13 protein-coding genes are annotated in these 16,913 nt (G+C 73.7%); 9 read left to right on the forward strand and 4 right to left on the reverse strand.

Features of this window, described 5'->3' with window-relative positions; translation table 11 throughout:
* Nucleotides 1–314 precede the first annotated feature (314 nt).
* Nucleotides 315–1,502 (forward strand): helix-turn-helix domain-containing protein, encoded by a 1,188-nt coding sequence (locus ABZW11_RS33010; protein ID WP_355425697.1) that lies wholly within the window; start codon nt 315–317, stop codon nt 1,500–1,502.
* Here the strand turns inward: ABZW11_RS33010 and ABZW11_RS33015 are convergent.
* Entirely contained in the window at nt 1,499–5,023 is a 3,525-nt protein-coding gene (locus tag ABZW11_RS33015) for a WD40 repeat domain-containing serine/threonine protein kinase (RefSeq protein WP_355425700.1), read from the reverse strand. The genes ABZW11_RS33010 and ABZW11_RS33015 overlap by 4 nt on opposite strands.
* 176 nt (nt 5,024–5,199) lie before the next feature.
* Between ABZW11_RS33015 and ABZW11_RS33020 the strand changes: the two genes are divergently transcribed.
* Nucleotides 5,200–5,451: a YciI family protein gene (locus ABZW11_RS33020; protein WP_355425703.1), complete on the forward strand. Its 252-nt coding sequence runs from the start codon at nt 5,200–5,202 to the stop codon at nt 5,449–5,451.
* Between the two features lie 339 nt (nt 5,452–5,790).
* Entirely contained in the window at nt 5,791–7,176 is a 1,386-nt protein-coding gene (locus ABZW11_RS33025) for a sulfatase-like hydrolase/transferase (protein ID WP_355425706.1), read from the forward strand.
* A 2-nt stretch (nt 7,177–7,178) separates the two neighbouring features.
* Here the strand turns inward: ABZW11_RS33025 and ABZW11_RS33030 are convergent, their stop codons facing one another.
* From ABZW11_RS33030 to ABZW11_RS33040, 3 genes are read right to left on the reverse strand one after another with little or no spacing between them, the layout of a single operon-like run.
* On the reverse strand, nt 7,179–8,234 hold the full coding sequence (locus ABZW11_RS33030; protein WP_355425708.1) for a protein kinase family protein: 1,056 nt from the start codon (nt 8,232–8,234) through the stop codon (nt 7,179–7,181).
* A 7-nt stretch (nt 8,235–8,241) separates the two neighbouring features.
* On the reverse strand, nt 8,242–8,871 hold the full coding sequence (locus ABZW11_RS33035; protein WP_355425711.1) for a response regulator transcription factor: 630 nt from the start codon (nt 8,869–8,871) through the stop codon (nt 8,242–8,244).
* Complete coding sequence (locus ABZW11_RS33040; RefSeq protein ID WP_355425714.1) at nt 8,864–10,072, reverse strand: sensor histidine kinase; 1,209 nt, start codon at nt 10,070–10,072, stop codon at nt 8,864–8,866. Before ABZW11_RS33040 ends, ABZW11_RS33035 begins: the two co-directional genes overlap by 8 nt.
* 148 nt (nt 10,073–10,220) lie before the next feature.
* Between ABZW11_RS33040 and ABZW11_RS33045 the strand changes: the two genes are divergently transcribed.
* The 6 genes from ABZW11_RS33045 (at nt 10,221) to ABZW11_RS33070 (ending at nt 16,910) form a co-directional block, all read left to right on the forward strand.
* A complete protein-coding gene (locus ABZW11_RS33045; RefSeq protein ID WP_355425717.1) occupies nt 10,221–10,742 on the forward strand; it encodes a hypothetical protein in 522 nt (173 codons plus the stop codon).
* Between the two features lie 9 nt (nt 10,743–10,751).
* Nucleotides 10,752–11,240 (forward strand): PH domain-containing protein, encoded by a 489-nt coding sequence (locus ABZW11_RS33050; protein ID WP_355425719.1) that lies wholly within the window; start codon nt 10,752–10,754, stop codon nt 11,238–11,240.
* Nucleotides 11,237–12,781 carry a PH domain-containing protein gene (locus ABZW11_RS33055; protein WP_355425722.1) on the forward strand — a complete coding sequence of 515 codons (1,545 nt, stop codon included), beginning with the start codon at nt 11,237–11,239 and terminating at the stop codon, nt 12,779–12,781. Before ABZW11_RS33050 ends, ABZW11_RS33055 begins: the two co-directional genes overlap by 4 nt.
* Before the next feature lie 76 nt (nt 12,782–12,857).
* A complete protein-coding gene (locus ABZW11_RS33060; RefSeq protein WP_355425725.1) occupies nt 12,858–13,733 on the forward strand; it encodes a hypothetical protein in 876 nt (291 codons plus the stop codon).
* A gap of 150 nt (nt 13,734–13,883) precedes the next feature.
* Complete coding sequence (locus tag ABZW11_RS33065; RefSeq protein WP_355425728.1) at nt 13,884–14,231, forward strand: MBL fold metallo-hydrolase; 348 nt, start codon at nt 13,884–13,886, stop codon at nt 14,229–14,231.
* Between the two features lie 24 nt (nt 14,232–14,255).
* A complete protein-coding gene (locus tag ABZW11_RS33070; RefSeq protein ID WP_355425731.1) occupies nt 14,256–16,910 on the forward strand; it encodes an AAA family ATPase in 2,655 nt (884 codons plus the stop codon).
* Nucleotides 16,911–16,913 lie beyond the last annotated feature (3 nt).

A 16,913-nucleotide genomic window follows, 5' to 3' on the forward strand; every position in this document is an offset into this window, starting at 1 on the left:
ATGCGCCACGGTCATCCTCCAACGAACGACCGCCCTTAAAGCGGTGAAATGGACGTAACAAACAACGCGTCCCGACCGCGGTCAGGACGGGCGGCCCGCCTGCGGACAGGCTCTCAGCAGGGCGCCCGCCTGTCATCGTGAGCTGTGATGATCCTCGCCTGGCCGCCGCCCAGCGGCTTGTCACAAGTGACAAGGCCATTCACTTGTTGTCTCTTCAGAAATACGCGGCGTGACGCCATTCCGGGCTTTGTCATCTTGCGCGATTACCGCCGGTCAAGTAAACCCATTGAGTCGGCCGTCGAGGAAGGCGAGAAATGGGCAGCCTGTTCCACGCTTTACGCCGCCGTCTGGACGCCAACGCGCGACGGGCGGTCGAGTTGTACACGAACGAGCTCGCCGACTATCGGAGCGTGGCCGCCGAGGCGCGGGGCTCGGCCGCGATGCTCGACTTCGCGGTCAACCTCCGCCGCCGCACCATCGAGCTGGCCGCCGACGAGCAGCCGTTCACCGAGCAGGATCACGCGTACATGTCCTCGGTCGGGGCGACGCGCGGCGAGGTGGGCGTCTCGCTGGCGTCCCAGCGGCAGGTCCTGCTCCTGCACGCCAACCTGACGCTGCGCGAGATCCACGAGGCGGCAGGCCCCAACGACCTCTCCGACGTGATGTGCATGCTCGGCTGGGTCGCCTGCCACGGCCTCACCGCGCAGGACGCCTACACCTACGGTTTCCTCAAGGGCCAGGAGCGCTTCCTGCCGGTCGCGGCCAGGATCCAGATGCTCGCCGGCCTGCTCGTCACCGGTGAGCCCGCCGCCGCGCAGCTGGCCGGCGAGCTCGACCTGCCGCTACCCGACCACTACCTGGTGACGGTCGCCCGCGTCGCCGCGGGCCCGCCAGAAGAGCGGTGCCGCGACGAGGTCGTCAAGACCCTGCTGACCGACCACTTCCTGCCGCTGACCTGGCACGAGCCGGACGAGTTCGTGGCGCTGGTGCCGTGCGACGGCGCCGACCCGATCGACGGGCAGGCGCCCGCGCGGTCACGGGCGCTGTCGGTGGCACGCGTCGTCGCCGAGCTGTGCGGCCCCTGCTCGGTCGGGGCGGCCCCGGGCCGGGTGCGCGCCCTGGCCGACCCGGTCGCGCTGGCCCGCCGCGTCTGCCAGGCGGCGCCGGTGGAACGGATCCCGTCCCAGGTGTACGGGGTGGCCGACGTGTTCGTGGAGCTGGGGGCGGCCCAGCTGCCGCAGGTCGACCAGTGGCTGCGCGAGCTGACCTGGCGGCTGGCGAGCGGCCCCGACCTGGTGACCACGCTCGACTGCTACTACCGCAACGACATGAACCGCATGCGCACCGCCGTGGCCCTCCGCGTCCACCCCCGCACCCTGGACTACCGGCTGCGGCGGGTGCGCGAGCTGGTCGGCATCGAGCCCGGCTCGACGCGCGGCGTCCGCGTCCTGAGCACCGCCGTCACCCGCATCCTCGCCGAGGCCTGGCACGACCGCCCCTAGATGGCGCGGCAGACGTCCCGGTACGGCACGTCCTTCAGGTAGCGCTGCCATTCCTGAGGGTTCAGCGTGCGGCCCGCGCGGTCGCACACCTCCCGGGCGACGCCCTCCGGTCCGATCGGGATGCGGGTGATCGTGGCCGAGTGGTTGCCCGAGACGTACAGGGTCTGGTCGTCCTTGGTGAAGGCGAGCCGGTCGAGGATGTCGATCGGGAAGGAGGCGAGGCGTTCGCGGGTGGCGACGTCCCAGAGCTGGACGGTGTAGACGTCGTTGAAGGTCTCGCCGATGGATCTCCCGATCAGGGCCAGCAGGGAGCCGTCGTGGCTGAAGCGCATCGCCTCCACCTGGGCGTCGCTGGCCACGCGGAGTGCGGGGGTCAGCTCTGAGCCCTTGGTGAGGTCCCAGAGCTCGACCGTCCGTGCGCCGAGGGCGAGCAGCGGCGCGGCGGGGCTGACCGCGACGACCTGGCCCGAGCGGTTGAAGCCGGGGCCGGCCGGCTTGCCGGTGGCGAGGTCGTAGACCGTGCCCGCGGCCGTCACCACCGCCGTGCCGTCCGGGGTGGGGACGATCGTGCCCGTGGCGGTGGCGAGGCGGTGGCGGGCCAGCGGGCGGCCGGTGTCGGCGGCGAGGACGACCAGCTCGTTGCGGGCGTCGCGCTGGCTCTGCTCCGTGAGCGACAGCACCAGCCGGGTGCCGTCGGGGGTGAAGGTCTTGGACAGGACGCCCTGCGAGCCGGGCAGCACGTGGCGCCAGAGGCGGCGGCCGGTGGTGACGTCCCAGAGGGCGGCCGAGGAGTCCGTGCCTTCGGCGGCCAGCCTTCTTCCCACCGGGTCGAACAACGCACCCGACGCGCCCTCGCTGCCGGACAGCGGCGGGCCGAGGCGGCGGGTGTCCCAGACGCGGAGCGCTCCCCCGTCCCTGGCCGTGGCGGCCAGGCGGCCGTCCTGGGCGAAGGCGGTGACCTGGTGGCCGCCGGGGAGCCGGACGGAGGAGAGCCGGGAGCCGAGGTCGGCGGTGATGGTCGAGCTGTCGAGCAGGTAGCGGACGGTGCGGCCGTCGCGTTCCGGCCAGGCGTCCTCGGGCTCGCCCTCGGCGTGGTAGACGGCCAGCTCGTCGCCGGTGGCGGCGTCCCAGAGGTGCAGGGTCCGTCCCTCGACGCCGAGCAGGCGGCGGCCGTCGGCGCTGAGGCGCAGGCGGGCTCCCGGCAGGTCCTTGGCGGCCGACGCCTGCCAGAACGGCCGGTCCGCGTCCGGCACCTTGGTCCCGGACGCGAGGTCCCACGCCTCGACGTCGCCGTTCGCGCAGAGCAGCCGCCTGCTGTCGGGCGTGAACGTCACCACCGACCCGCACCTCTTCGGCAGGCGGGTGTCCACGGTGAGGCCGGGCAGGCGGATCACCTTCAGCCCGCCCTGGTTCGTCTCCACCCCGGCGATGTAGGCGCCGGACGGCGCGATCGCCGGCGCGTGGTCGGCCTGCAGCCGCGGCGTGGAGGACGCGCCGGTCCTGGTGTCCCACAGGAGCTCCAGGGTGTTCTCGCGCATGATCGCGGCCAGGCTCTCGTGCCCGCCGAAGACGACGTGCACGCCGGGGCTGCCCTCGCCGACGCGGTGCTCGCGCAGCTTCCTGCCCGTCGCGGTGTCCCAGGCGGAGGCGGTCTGCCGGCTGACGACGACCAGCGTCCGCCCGCTCGGGCTGAGCGCCGCCGCCGTGGGCAGCGCGTTCATGCCGCCGGGCCAGCGCCAGAACGCGGACTGCCGCTCGGTGGGGACGTCATAGACGCGTACGCCGTCCTCACCCGCGATGGCCCGGACCCGGCCGCTCGCCGACGACGCCGTGGCCGAGACGCCCTTCGCGCCTGGGTCGCGGAAGACGGCGCTCTCCGGCATGGTCAGCGAGGACGTCAGGCTGCGCCGCGTGCCGGCGCCGGGGGCGAGCCGCCAGCCGGCCACGCTGAGCAGCATCGCCGTGGCAGGGTCGGTCGTGCGCAGCCGGTCGGCCTCCGCCGCGACCTGCCGTCCGACGGCCTGGTCGCGCTGCGTGGCCACCACGCGGCTCTGCTCGGCCACCAGCCTGCCCTGCAGCACGGCGAGGCCGCCCGCCGCGAGCGCCACCACCAGCAGCCCGGCCAGCGCCGCCGTGGTCAGCCGCCTGCGGCGCACCCGCCGCCTGGCCAGGCCGGTGCCGGCGGCCAGGAAGTCGCGTTCGCGCGGGGTGAGGGTGATGTGCCGGCGTCCGGTGGCGGCCCAGGTCAGCGCCTGGTCCAGGCGGGTGCCCTGGAGCAGGTCGCCGTCCTTGCGGCCGTTGTCGTCCCAATGGCGGGCGGCGTCGCTGATGCGGGCCAGCACGGCGAGACCGTCGCGGTCGCCGTCCACCCACAGGCGCAGGCGCGGCCAGGCGCGCAGCAGCGCGGGGCGCGACAGGCGTACGGCGTCGTCCTGCTGCGTCACCAGGTAGGAGAAGGCGTGCAGGATGTGCTCGATGGCCCTGACCTCGCGTTCCGAGCGGCCGGCGAGCAGGTCCTGCTTCAGCGCCTGGCGTACGGTCTCGTGGCCGTCGTCGGTCACCGTCACCAGGCGGAGGAAGATCCCGGCGGCCAGCTCCCGCTCGTCGGGGGTGAGCGCGCCGAAGGCGTCCTCGGCGATCGTGCCGAGCGCCGGATCGGCCTGCTCGGGTACGTGCACGCCTCTGGCCGCGCTGCTGCCCGCCTTCAGCAGCCCCTCGATGCCCGTGGCCCCGCCGCTGACCAGGGCGAGCAGCAGGTCGCGCGCGGCGGGGCGGGCCGCCGGGTCCTTGTCGAGCGCGGCGGAGACCAGCGAGGCCAGCCGGGGCGGCAGCGCGCGCAGGTCGGGGTGGTGCGACAGCACGCGGTGCATGACGCCGCCGAGGTTGTCGGCCCTGAACGGGTCCTCGCCCGTCGCGGCGAACACCATGATCGCGCCCCACGCGAACACGTCGGCCGCCGCGCCCGCGCGCTGCCCGGTGAAGATCTCGGGCGCCATGTACGTGGGCGTGCCCGCCACCTCGCCGGTCTTGGTGAGCGACATGTCCTGGGTACGCGCGATGCCGAAGTCGATCACGCGCGGGCCGTCGGCGCTGATCAGCACGTTGTCCGGCTTCAGGTCGCGGTGGATCACCCCGGCCTCGTGCACGGCGGTGAGCGCGGTGGCGACGGCGGTGGCGAGCCTGTGCAGGTCGTCGCCGGTGAACCTGCGGCCCCGCTCGACCACCTGGCGCAGGCTCGGGCCGGGGACGTACTCGCTGACGATGTACGGCCGCGCGCCCGACATGTCCGAGGCCAGCACCCGCGCCGTGCAGAACGACGCCACCCGCCGCGCCGCCGTCGCCTCCTTGGCGAACCTGTCGCGGCTCGCCTGGCTGTCGACGGCGTGCAGGACCTTGAGCGCGACCCGCCGCCCGTCGCCGTCGTAGGCGTCGTAGACGACGCCCTGGCCCCCCGAGCCGAGCCGTCCGGCGATCCAGTAGTCCCCGATGCGCTGCGGATCCCCGGAGCTGAGTGTTTCCACGGCGTGTTAGATGTTCGCCCGGCCGACATGGTTCCGACGTGGTCCGGAAAGGCGGATCCCGTTCGTCACTAGGGTGAACCACGATCCGAGGAGCATGTGATGAAGTACATGATGTTCGTCTGCGACGACCCCAGCCCGACACCGACAGGGAGAACCTGCCGGACATCGAGGCATGGGTGGCCGAGAACGACGCGCGCGGGCGGCGGCTGCAGGGGTCGGCGCTGGCGCCGGACTCGGCGGCGACCACCGTCCGGGTGCGCGACGGTGAGCTGATTCTCACCGACGGGCCCTTCACCGAGACCAAGGAGATGATCGTGGGCTTCGACCTGCTCGAATGCGCCGATCTGGACGAGGCGATCGAGGTCGCCCGTGCGCATCCGATGGCCAGGGAGGGCCGGCTGGAGCTGCGCCCGTTCATGGACCTGTGACGGCCCGGCCTGTGACGACCCTGGAGAGCGTGGCGGCCGAGGCGTACCCGCGCATCGTCGCCACGCTCATCCGGGTCACCGGCGACTGGACGCTGGCCGAGGACTGCGCGCAGGAGGCGCTGGTCAGCGCCGTGCACCGGTGGCTGCCAGGCCGCCGCCGTCGCCCACACCGACGCGGAACGCCGCGCCCTGCTCGCCCGCGCGGCGGACAGCGCGGCGGACAGCGCGGCGGACAGCGCGGCGGACAGCGCGGCGGACAGCGCGGCGGAGGGGCGGTAACGGCGAGGAAACAGCGTCGGGGTCAGAGTCGGGACCGTTACCCGGAGAAAGGACGGTTCCATGCGTGGCCTCAGCAGGAGAGGGGTTCTGGCGGCGGGGGCGGCGGCGTTCGCGGCGCCCGCGGCGGTGCGGGAGCGGCCGTTCCGTGCCGCCCGGCTTCCCGAACGCCCCTCGCGCCCCAACATTCTGTTCATCTTCGCCGACGACCTGGGCTGGGCGGATCTCGGCTGTTACGGCGCGCCGGAGATCCGCACGCCGCACCTGGACGCGCTGGCGGGCCAGGGCGTGCGCTTCACCCACGGGTACGCCGCCTCGGCGGTCTGCTCGCCGACCCGGCTCGCGCTCTACACCGGCCGCTACCCGGGCCGTCTGGAGGCGGGCCTGCTGGAGCCGATTCCCGGCCCCGGCGCGGGCGTCGGCCTGCCGGTCGATCATCCGACGCTGGCCTCGCTGCTCAAGCAGGCCGGGTACGCCACCGCCATGTTCGGCAAGTGGCACTGCGGCTTCCTGCCGGACTACGGCCCGGTCAAGTCGGGCTGGGACACGTTCTTCGGCAACATGGGCGGCGCCATCGACTACTTCTCCAAGATCAGCGGGAACGGCGAGACGGACCTGTACGAAGGCGAGGTGCCGGCGGAGTCGCTGGAGTACTACACGCGGACGGTGTCGGACCGGGCGGCGGCCTTCATCAGGGACCACAGCGAAGGCCCGTGGCTGCTCAACCTCAACTACACCGCCCCGCACTGGCCGTGGGAGGGCCCCGACGACCGGGCCGTCAGCGACGACCTCACCCGCCGCATCACCGAGGGCCAGGAGCAGGGGCAGATCCTGGCGCACAACGACGGCGGCTCGCTGGGGACGTACCGGACGATGGTCGAGGCGATGGACGCCGGCATCGGCCAGGTGCTGCGGGCGCTGGCCGACAGCGGCAGGCAGGACGACACCCTGGTCGTCTTCTCCAGCGACAACGGCGGCGAGCGCTGGTCCTACCTGTGGCCGCTGACCGGCTCGAAGGGGCAGCTCAACGAGGGCGGCATCCGCGTGCCGACCATCGTCCGCTGGCCCGCCGCCATCGGCGGCGGCCAGGTGAGCGACGTCCCGGTCGTCACGCAGGACTGGACGGCGACGCTCCTGGAGGCCGCCGGCGTCGAGCCGGACGCGCGCTACCCCCTCGACGGCCACAGCCTCATCCCCTACCTCCTGGACGGCGCGCAGCCCCCGGAGCGTGACCTGTTCTGGCGCATGCGACGCGCGGGCGCGCTGCGCCGGGGGAAGTGGAAGTACCTGCGCGTCCAGGACCAGCAGACCCGGCACCTGCTGTACGACGTGACCGCCGACCCCCGCGAACGGGCCAACCGCGCCGCCCACGAGCATGACCTCCTCGCGCAGCTCAGCGCCGCCTGGGACGCGATCGACGCCGAGCTGGAGGACTATCCCACGGGCTGACGTCAGTCGATGGGCAGGGCGAGCCGGTCGGCGACCTGGCGGATCTGCTCCAGCGGGTACGGCGTCGTCCTGCGCTCGGTCTGCAGTTCGTAGTAGAAGTCGTTGAGGACGGTGACCAGCGGGCTGTCCCGTGTCACCAGTTCCTCGACGCCGCCGGGCACGCCGGTCACCGGCTCCCCCGACGCCCATCGCCGTATCCGCGCGCGCCCTTCCGCCCAGCCGCCGCCGTGGATGGTGCGGGTCAGCCAGTTCACCAGGTACGCCAGCGTGTAGGTGCGGTCGTAGGTGCGGTGCCGCTCGTAGAAGGCCCGCTCCTCGGCCGACAGGTCGAACGCGGACGACACGGCCAGCCCGAAGTCGCTCAGGTAGAAGTCGTGCCCGTCGGTGAGGACGTTCTCGAAGTGGGCGTCGAAGTGGAGGAGGCCGGCCGCGTTCATGAACGACACGGTCTCGCGCAGCCTCCGGTCCGCGACGGCGGCGGCGCGGTCGGCGTCGCCGGCGCGTACCCGCTCCGCCATCCAGCGGTCCAGGTTCGAGGGGAAGTACTCCATGAAGAGCGTCAGCCGCGCCGGCGCCTCCGCCAGCGCCTCCAGGCGGCGGCGCACGCCCGGCGCGCCTTCCCAGAACGTGACGACGCGCTCGATGTCGGCCAGCTCCTCGTACAGCGGGAGCGGCTCGGGGTCGGGCAGCACCCGCCAGTGGTGCAGCAGCGGGAAGCCGGGGAAGCGGCCGGTCAGCACCCATTCGGTGGTCATCGTGTGGGCGGCCAGCTCGCGCCAGGCGCCGAAGCCGGGCCCGCCGATGCCGTACTGGCAGAAGGGCGGCAGCCCGGACAGGTTGGCCGTGGAGTGCGGATGGCGCAGGTCCAGCTCGGTGAGGGGGACGCGTTTGACGAAGACGGAGGTGCCGCCGGCCTCCAGCCGTGCGGACACCCCGCCGATGCCGGTGCCGAGCGGCACGGCCTCGCGCTCCAGTAACGCGGCGAGCCGCCGGTCGTCGTAACGGGCCAGGGCGGCCGAGACGTCTCGGTGGCGGGCCAGGCGGGATTCCATCACCATGATCACCCTAGAGCAGGCCGCGTTCCATCGCGGTCATGACCGCCGCCGTACGGTCGGAGACGCCGAGCTTCTTGAAGCACCGCAGCAGGTACGTCTTCACCGTCGCCTCGCTGATGAACAGCTCCCCGCCGATCTCGGCGTTGGTCAGCCCCTGCCCGACCAGCCGCAGCACCGCGCACTCGCGCTCCGACAGCACCGGCTGCACGGGTGTCCGCGCGCGGAAGAGCTTGCCCGCGAGCGACGGCGTGAGCACGGTCTCGCCCCGGGCCGCGCCCTGGACCGCGCCGATCAGCTCCTGCCGCGAGCTGCCCTTCAGCAGGTAGCCGGCCGCGCCCGCCTCCACCGCGCGGAGGATGTCGGTGTCGTCCTCGTACGTGGTGACGATGACGACCTTGCTGCCCGGCAGCCTGCGCAGGATCTCGCGGGTGGCGTCCACGCCGTCCATGCCGCCCATGCGCAGGTCGAGCAGGATGACGTCGGGACGCAGCACGCCCGCCTGGACGACCGCCTCCTCCCCCGACCCGGCCTCGCCGACGACGGTGATGCCGCCCGCGGACTCCAGCATCGCCATGAGACCCTCGCGGACCACCGGATGGTCGTCGGCCAGCAGGACCTTGATCGGCTGTTCGTCAGGCACGCGCCGCCTCCAGGGGGATGGTGACCTCGACCGTGGTGCCCGCGCCCGGGCCGCTGCCGATCGTCACCGTTCCGCCGATCTCCGCCACGCGGGCGCGCATGCCGTCCAGTCCGTAGCCGCCGCCGGTGCCGCCCGGGTCGAAGCCGGCGCCGTCGTCGCGGACGAGCAGGCGTACGGCGTCCGGCTCGAACGTGACCGCCACGTCCACGCAGCGGGCCTGCCCGGCGTGCTTGCGGACGTTCGCGATGGCCTCCTGCGCCGCCCGCAGCAGGACGACGTTGACCGGCATCGGCAGCGGCCTCTCCTCGCCGTGCACGGAGGTGCGCACGCCGAGGCCGGTCTCGGTGGCCAGGCCGTCGGCGTGGCGGCGGACGGCCTGCACCAGCGACCCGCCGCGCAGCGTGGGCGGCGTGCGGGCGGCGACGAAGTCGCGTGCCTCGGCGAGCGAGTCCTTGGCCACCTGCCCGGCCCTCGACAGGTGGCCGGCCGCCTGGCCCGGCTCGTCGTGCAGCTTGGTCTCGGCGGCCTGGATCAGGCTGATGATGCTGGTCAGGCCCTGGGCCAGGGTGTCGTGGATCTCCCTGGCCAGGCGTTCGCGCTCGGCCGCGATGCCGGCCTCGTGCGACAGCCTGGCCACGCGTTCCCTGCTGCGCCGCAGCTCCTCGATGAGCCGGGCGCGTTCCTTGCTCTGCTGGGTGACCCGCTTGATCCACACCCCGAGCAGGACCGACAGGGCGAAGCTCAGCGGCGGGAACGCCGCCACGCCCCAGACGTCGCCGCCGCCGGACCAGACGATCACCAGCGGGACGAGGTTGACGACCACGAGCAGGCCGACGGCCCACGCCATCGGCAGGCTCATGATCAGCATCGGCGCCACGGCGAACAGCGCGAACGCGCCGATGAGGCCGAACGCCGTGGTGAGGCAGAACAGCAGCACCAGCCCGGCCGCGAACACCAGGTTCCGCGGCCCGTACGTCTTGTCGATCATCGGGCGGCGGCCGAGCCAGGCGTACCAGGGGACCATGAGCGTCAGCGCGCCGATCGCGAGCGCCTGGTCGGGGCCCGCGTCGCCCGAGATGACCAGCAGCATGGACGTGACCAGGTAGGAGACGGCGAAGAAGGCGTCCCACAGACCGAACCAGCCGACCTTTGGCTCGGTCTGCACGCTCTGCTGTTCGTTCGTCTCGGTTTGTGCGCGCATCACACCAGTCGTACCACGGGTCAGGTCCGTGTCCATCGATCGGTTGACATCCGGACCAGCCGTTCGGTCGTCTCGGCGCCGGCGCCGGATTTCTAGCGTTGAAAACGCGAAAAACGCAGAAATCCAGTGATTCGGAGAATCCACCCCCATGAGTCAGTTTCTCGCCGCCCTCATCGCGAGCGGAACCATCCTGATCATCATTCTGGCCACCGACCTGGGCCGACGCCGCGTCACCGTCATGCGGATGGCGCGCTCGGTGATCGCCGTGGCCGTCGTCATCGGCATCTTCGTCCATTCCTTTCCGACGCAGGGGAACGACCTGTCGCTGCAACTCGTGGGGATCGGCACGGGGCTGATCTGCGGCCTGGCCGCCGCCGCGCTGCTGCCCGCGCACCGGAGCGGGTCCGGCGAGCTCTACACCGTCGGCGGCCTCGGGTACGCGCTGGTGTGGATCGTGCTGTCGGCCGGGCGGGTGGTGTTCGCGTACGGGGCCGAGCACTGGTTCGCCGAGGAGCTCGTCCGCTTCTCCATCGACTACCGGATCAGCGGGCCCGACACCTACGCCAACACGTTCGTGTTCATGTCGCTGGCCATGGTGCTGGCGCGCACCGGCGTCCTGCTGGCCAAGACGCGCAGGCTCAACGCGGCCCCGATGACCGCCGTCCGCTGAAGGAGAGTCATGAACGACCTCAGGCTCCGGCCGCCGCGCAACCGCGTCGCCCGCCGGTCGATCGGCTGGTGGAGCGCGCAGGCCGCGGTGTTCGCCCTTCCGCTGCCGCTCACGTTCGGGATCCTGTGGGCGAGCATCCCGCCGACCCGCGAGCTGTTCCTGTGGTTCACGCTCGTCTCCCTCGTGCCTGGCCTGCTGTACGTGGCCGTGATGCCGTACTGGCGCTACCGGGTGCACCGGTGGGAGGTCACCGGTGAGGCCGTCTACTCTGCTTCCGGGTGGCTCTGGCAGCAGTGGCGGGTCGTGCCCCTGTCACGGGTGCAGACCGTGGACACGCTGCGCGGGCCGTTGCAACAGCTGTTCGGGCTGTCGGGGGTGAGCGTGACCACCGCCTCGTCGTCGGCCGTGCGGATCAAGGGGCTCGACCGCGAGGTGGGCGACGAACTGGTGGCGTATCTGACGAGCCGCACCCACGCCGTTCCCGGGGACGCCGCATGACCGCCACCACGCTCCGGCGCGGGCGGCTGAGCGGCCGGCTGATCGTCGTCAGCCTGGGCGCGCCGGCCGCGCCGCTCGCCCTGTTGCTGCTCGTGCGTGAGCCGAACCTCCAGGTGCTCATCACCCTCGGCTCGGTGTTCCTGACCTGCCTGGTCGTCGGCGGGTTCGCGCTGTCGCGGCTGCTGACCACCCGCTACCACCTCACCGCGGAACGGCTCGAGCTCAGCTCCGGCCTGCTCTTCCGCAGCCGCCACTCGGTACCGCCGCACCGGGTGCGCAGCGTCGACGTGACCGCGAGCCCCCTGCAGCGCCTGCTCGGCCTGGCCACGCTCAGGATCGACACCGGCGACCAGGGCCGCGGGCTCCGGCTCGACGGCCTGACCGCGGCGGACGCCGCCGACCTGCGCCGCCTGATCCTGGGGTGGCGCGCGACGGGTCCTGTCACGGCGGACGACGGGCTGCTCTGCGAGCTGGACCGCTCCTGGCTGCGGTACGCGCCGCTCACCGTCTGGGGCGTCGGCGCCGTCCTCGCCGCGGCGGGCGGCGTCTACCGCACCCTGCACCAGATGAAGATCGACCCGCTCTCGCTGGGCGTCGTGCAGGACCTCGTGCGCCGCTTCGGCTCCGTCCCGCCCTGGTATGGCCTCCTGCTGGCCGCGCTCGCCCTCATCGCCCTCGGCGCGGCCTGCTCGACGCTCACCTTCATCGAGAACTGGAGCGGGTACGAGCTGCGGCGCGCGGAGGGCGGCGTCCTGCGGGTGCGCCGCGGGCTGCTGGCGACCCGGTCGGTGAGCATGGAGGAGAGCCGGCTGCGCGGGGTGGAGCTGGTGGAGCCGATCCCGCTGCGCTGGGCCGGCGGCGCGAAGCTGGACGCCGTCACCAGCGGCCTGGGCGACAGGGACGAGAACCGCCGGCGCCGCCTCCTGACCCCACCACTCCCCCGCGCGGCGGCCCTCAGGGTCGCCGGCCAGGTGCTGGCGGCCGAAGGGCTGACGCCGATCGCGGATGGGGGGCGGTCCGGGCCGATCGCGGCCGAAGGGCTGACGCCGATCGCGGGTGAAGGGCTGCTCGGCCGGGTGGGGCTGGCGTCGCATCCTCGTGCGGCGCTGCGCAGGCGGGTCAACCGGGCGCTGATCGCGGCGGCCCTCGTGGCCGGGGTGCTCGCCGGGCTCGGGCTGTGGCTGGGCCAGGCGTTCGTCACCGCCGGCTGGATCACCGGCCTGGCGCTGGCGGCGGTGCTGACGGCCTTCGCCTGGGACGCCTACCGCACGCTCGGCCACGGGATGCGCGGCCGCCACCTGGTCATGGCGTACGGGACGTTCGCCCGGCGCACCGTCGTGCTCCGGCAGGACGGGATCATCGGCTGGACGATCACCCGCTCGCCGTTCCAGCGCCGCAACGGCCTGCTCACCCTGGGCGCGACCACCGCGGCGGGCGACGGCGTCTACAAGGTCAGGGACGTCTCCGTCGACCAGGGCCTGAAGCTGGCGGACGCCGCCGTGCCCGCCCTGCTGGCCCCGTTCGTCGAAGGACCTCGGTGAGCCTCCCCCTTGGAGGGGAGCCGCCCGGCTCGCCCGGGGGATGATCGGCAGGGACCGGGCCGGGAGCATCGCGGTCATGCGTGGACAAATCACGGTGCGCCGGGCCGCCGGGTTCGCCGCCGCGGCGGCGATGTGCCCGTACCTGCTGGTCAAGGTGAGCTGGATCGTGCAGGAGCTGGTGCGGGGCACGGCCGAGTGGGTGCTGCTCAACGCGGTCACGGTGGTGATGGCTCTGGCCGGCGTCGGGCTGGGGCTGGCGGTGGCGCAGCCCTGGGGCATGCGGCTGCCCGGCCGGCTGGTGCTGCCGGTCGTGTGGGTCGCCGGTGGCCTGCTCGTGTCCATGCTCCCGTACGTGGCCGCCGCCGCCCTGCTGGTGCCGAGCGCGCCGGAACCGGCGGACGAGCCGTCGGCCGAGACGGCGCTCATCGGTGTGGCGTTCACCGGGATGGCGGTGGCCCTGGTCGTGGGCCTGCCGCTCTACGTGCGCGAACGCTGGCACCGGGCGTTCACGGGCCGGGTGGGCCGCGACGCGGCGGAGCGCCGTACCTGGTGGATCTTGCCGCCGGTGGCGGCGCTCGCGGCGCTGTGGGCCTACTGGGCCGCGGGCGGAACCGCCGGCCTCGCCCAGACGCCGGACCTCAACGCGCGGCTCCTCCTCGCCAACAGCGCACTCGGCGCGGCGTGCGCCGGCTGGAGCCTGTGGGCGCTGCGCCGCCGGAGCAGCCGGCTCTGGCCGCCCATGACGCTGGGCTTCATCACGTCGGGGTCGCTGTTCTCATGGGCGGCGTGGAAGCTGGCGTGGCTGCTGGTGCCCGGCCTCTACCAGCCGGTGGAGCACCTCGGGGTGGCGCTGATCGAGCACGTCACCGCCATGGCGACGGGCCTGGCCCTGCTGGCCGTGCTGGTGGGGACGTATCGGCGCCGCTCGGCGGTTGACCTCAAGCTCCGTTGAGCTTCTAGCGTGGTCCGCGACGACGCACAGGAGGATCATGATGCGGATCAGCACCGGCTTGCCCATGACGCCGACCGGCGTGCCCGATGTCTCGATGGCGCGGCGGCTTGAGGAGCTCGGCTATGACGCGATCAGCATGGAGGACAGGCGGTGCTCTGGGAGGGCGGCCACCGCATCGACGGCAACCTGCTGCTGGAGCCCGCGACGGGGCACACCCCCGGCTCGTCCGTCCTCACCCTGCGCTCGGGCGGCGACCGCGCCGTCTTCGTGGGCGACCTGCTGCACAGTCCCGTCCAGGTGCTCAACCCCCAGTGGAACAGCTGCTTCTGCGACGACCCGCCGCTCGCCGCCAAGACCCGCCGCGCCTACCTCGAGCGCGCCGCCGACCGGCACGAGCTGGTCTTCCCCGCGCACTGGCCGGGGCACGGCGCCGCCGAGGCGCGCAAGGACGGTGACGGCTTCGCCATCGTCGAGTGGGCCGCGTTCTCCCCCGCGTGACGGACGCCTCTACAGTGTCCTTCCGTGCTCTACGGAAGAACGGCGGAGGTCAGCGCGCTCGACGAGGTGATCGCGCGGGCGCGCGACGGCTCAGGCGGCGCGGTGGTCGTCCGGGGCGCGGCGGGGACGGGCAAGACCGCCCTGCTCGACGCGACGGCCGCGCGCGGCGGCGCGATGCGGGTGCTGCGCACCACGGGCGTCGAGTCGGAGTCCGACCTCGCGTTCGCGGCGCTGCACCAGGTGCTGTGGCCGGTGATCGGGTCGCTCGGCGCGCTGCCCGAGCCGCAGCGGCTCGCCGTCGGCGCGGCCCTGGGGCTTGAGCCGGGCGGCGGCGACCGCTTCCTGGTGGGCGCCGGGGTGCTGTCGCTGCTGGCGGAGGCGGCCGCGCCCGACGGGCTGATCTGCGTGATCGACGACTTCCAGTGGATCGACCGGGCCTCGGCCGACGCGCTGCTGTTCGCCGCCAGGCGGCTGGCGACGGAACGCGTCGCGATGCTGCTCGCCGTACGCGGCGACGCGCCGGTGAAGGGGGTGCCGCGGACGCTGGACGTACGGGGGCTGCCCGAGCCCGCCGCGGACGAGCTGCTGCGGGACCGCCACTCTGAGCTGTCCGCCCGCGTGCGGCGCGAGCTCGTGACGCTGACCGGCGCGAACCCGCTCGCCCTGCACGAGATCGTCGCCCGGCTGACGCCCGCGCAGCGCGCCGGGGACGAGCCGCTGCCCGACCCGCTGCCCGGCGGCGCCCGCCTCTTCGGCGACCAGGTCGCGTCCCTGTCGCCTGCCGCCAGGCTGATCGGCCTGGTCGCCGCCGTGGAGGCCGATCTTCCCCTGGTGCTGAGCGCCGCCGAGCGGCTGGCGGGCGGACGGGCGCTGGCCGAGCTGGAGGAGTCCGGGCTGGCGGAGGTGGCGGGCGCGACCGTGCGGTTCCGCCATCCGCTCGTCCGCTCCGCGATCCACGAGGCGGCCTCTCCCGCCGACGTCCGCCGGGTGCACGCCGTGCTGGCGGAGCTGGCCTCCGACGACCGCCGCGCCTGGCACCTCGCGGGCGCCGCGCTGGGCCAGGACGAGCAGGTCGCCGCCGCGCTGGTGGCCGCCGCCGACCGGGCACGCGAGCGCGGCGGGTACGGCGCCGCCGCCATGGCCCTGGCCAGGGCCGCCGAGCTGACCCCCGAGCCCAGGACCCGTGCCGTACGGCTGAAGGACGCCGCCGTCGCCGCCTGGCTCGGCGGACGCCCTGGCCAGGCGCAGTCGCTGCTCGCCGAGGCGCGCGAACGCGCCGGCGAGGACGTGGGCCTGGCGATGGAGGTCGCCCGGCTGCGCGGCCGGTTCGAGCTGAACTCGGGCGACGCCGCCGAGGCCGTACGCATCCTGGCGGCGGGCGACACCCTGGACATGCTGGCCGACGCCGCCGAGGCGGCCTCGTACGTCGGCGACACGGCGGCCATCATCGCGCTGGGCCGGCGGGCGGCGGCGCACCCCGAGGGGTTCCTGCGCGACACGGTGGCCGGGGTCGGCCTCACGCTGGACGGCGACGCCGAGGGCCCTGGCCTGCTGCGGCGGGCGCTGTCCCACGCCGGCGAGCTGGAGGACGCGGCCGAGCACCTGTGGGCCGCGGCCGCGGCCAGCTACCTGGGCGAGAACGACCTGGCCGCCGAGATGGCCGAGCGGGCCGGGCGGGTGGCCAGGGTGTCGGGGATGAGCGGGCAGCTGCCGGTCGTGCTGGAGTTCGTCGCGACGGCGGAGCGGATCGCCGGCCGGCTGGCGCGCAGCCAGGCGCTCTCCGAGGAGGGCCTTGAGCTGGCGCGCGAGGCCGGGTACACGAACACGGTCGCCGCCCACCTCGCCAACCTGGCGGCGGTGGCGGCGCTGCGCGGCGAGGAGGAGGACTGCGAGCGGCAGGCCCGCGCGGCGCTGGCCATCGCGATCCCGCACCGGGTGGGGATGCGCGCAGGGGTGGCGTCGTACGCGCTGGCGCTGCTCGACCTGTGCCTCGGCCGGTACGCGGCGGCGCACGACCGCTTCCTGGCCGTCGTCGCGGCGGGGCCGGGGGCCGGGCATCCCACCGTGGTGTCGCGGTCCACCCCTGACCGGATCGAGGCCGCCGTGGGCGCGGGTGACGAGGAGGGCGCGCGGGCGACGCTGGCCGCGTACGAGCGGTGGTCGGCGAACGCCGCCACGCCCGAGTCGCACGCCCTGCTGGCCCGCTGCCGCGGCCTGGTCGAGGGGTCGTCCGACGCCTTCGCCGAGGCGCTGCGGCTGCACACCAACCCGTTCGAGTCGGCCAGGACGGCGCTGCTGCTGGGCGAGCGGCTGCGCAGGTCGCAGCGGCCCGGCGAGGCGCGGGCTCATCTGCGGGCGGCGTGGGAGACCTTCGAGCAGGCGGGCGCGCGGCCGTGGGCGCGGCGGGCGCAGGAGGAGCTGCGGGCGGCCGGCGAGAGCGGGCAGGCCCCGCCCGCCGACGTGCTCGACGTGCTGACGCCGCAGGAGCTGCGCATCGCGGGCCTGGTCGCCGAAGGGTTGTCCAGCAAGGAGATCGCCGCCCGGCTCTTCCTGAGCCCGCGTACGGTCGAGTACCACCTGTACAAGATGTATCCGAAGCTGGGCATCAGCTCGCGTACTGACCTCGCGCGGCTAGTAGTCCTACGGAAGGCACCCGTCACCGGCGACGGCAGGCTGTGAGTC

Origin of the sequence: Nonomuraea sp. NPDC004580, assembly GCF_040609855.1 — a bacterium.
In the GTDB taxonomy this organism is placed as follows: Bacteria; Actinomycetota; Actinomycetes; order Streptosporangiales; family Streptosporangiaceae; genus Nonomuraea; species Nonomuraea salmonea.